2 pseudogenes are annotated in these 1,648 nt (G+C 60.6%); both read left to right on the forward strand.

From position 1 onward, the window contains the following. Positions 1-921, forward strand: a pseudogene (locus tag V6C16_RS12670) (PEP/pyruvate-binding domain-containing protein); the annotation flags it as partial. Between the two features lie 70 nt (positions 922-991). Further along, positions 992-1,648: pseudogene (locus V6C16_RS12675) on the forward strand (MFS transporter); the annotation flags it as partial.

A 1,648-nucleotide genomic window follows, 5' to 3' on the forward strand; every position in this document is an offset into this window, starting at 1 on the left:
GTGGACGCCCTACCAGGCAGGGTGTTTGACGGCGAAATACCCGAGCTGCTGGCCCTGCGCCTCACACGTCCACAGGCCAGGGCCGACAGCCCCGCCCTCATGCTTCTGCGCCGCGTGGCCCCGTATATTCTGCCGCTGCACCTGGTGGACCCCAGGGCCGACACCTTTACCCCGGAGCACTGCACCTCGCTGCACGACGTCATGCGCTACGCTCACGAAATGAGCTATGCCGAGATGTTCCAGCTTTCAGACAGCGTTACGGAAAACAGCGCCGGTGTTGCCAGCCAGCTTGTAAGCTCCATTCCCCTTGATCTTTATATAATCGACCTTGGCGGGGGCCTGCGCAACCCTGAGGCGCGGCGCGTGCTGCCCGAAGACGTGACCAGCGTTCCCTTCAGCCATGTGCTCGACGGCATGCTCAACCCCGCAGTGCAGTCGCGCGGGCCGCGACCGGTCAACATGCGCGGCTTTCTCTCGGTTATGGGGCAAAGCGTCATTGGCTGCAATGAAGAAGGCTGTTCGCGCTTTGGCCAGCGCAGCTACGCCATTGTTTCAGACCGTTACCTCAACTTTTCATCACGGGTCGGCTACCATTATGCCATTCTTGACACTTGGTGCGGCGACACGCTGAGCAAGAACTACATCCGCTTTGAGTTCGCAGGCGGAGCCGCAAACGATGTACAGCGCGTACGCCGGGTACGCTGCATAGGGCTTATCCTCAAAGAGCTTGGCTTTACCGTTGAGCTTACCGGTGATAGGATACGCGCGCGCTACCAGAAGTATCCACGGCCCGAGCTGTGCTCACGCCTTGATCAGCTGGGGCGTCTGCTTATCATGACTCGCCAGATGGATATGCTTATGGTGGACGAGGCCGCAGTGTCGGCCTATGCCGAAAAATTTCTCAAAGGCGAGTACCATTAGCCGCAGCTCCCCCTGGAGCAGCCGTTGCGCCCTTGCCGCGACGAGCGCGGCATAACGTAATTGAGGCCACATGTCGCCCCTTGCCGCTTCCCCTGTTGAAACCGTGCGGCCGCCGGTATCGCCGGAACCGCCGCAAACCCTGTTAAGCCGTGACTTTATTCTGCTGTTTTGCATGACCATGTTCTGCAACAGCTTTATCGCCGTTTTTTACTGCTTTGAGCAATGGCTGGAAGGCATGTCCATCAGCCCCAACTGGCGCGGAGTGCTGCTGGCATCCATGTTCGCCATGGTGCTGCTGTTCCGCCCGCTGGCGAGCGTGCTGCTGCTCCGGCGCGGCAAACTGGCCGCCATGGCCGTTTCCATCGTCATATCAAGCTGCGTCATGTTGGGCTATGCACATGTGGGCGGCCCGCACACCATCGGAATGATCTGGACGTTGCGCATCGTGCAGGGCATTGCCCTGGCCGTTTTTTCAAGCTGCACCGTGGCCGTGCTTGTCAGTTGCATTCCCAAGGGCCAGAGCGCGCGCGGCTTTGCCATTTTTTCTCTCACCATGCTGCTGCCCTATTCCATCATTCCCGCAGCCGCGGAACCCATACTGCCCTTGCTGGGCGGAGAAGCCGGGCTTTTTGCGGCATCCTCCCTGCTCGGCCTGCCCTCGCTGCTCATGCTGATTCCCCTGGCCCCGCGCCTGAGAACGCCCGAAATGCCCCCCGAGGACGGCGGC

The organism is Desulfovibrio sp. 1188_IL3213, from assembly GCF_036763145.1.
Taxonomy (GTDB): Bacteria; Desulfobacterota; Desulfovibrionia; order Desulfovibrionales; family Desulfovibrionaceae; genus Desulfovibrio.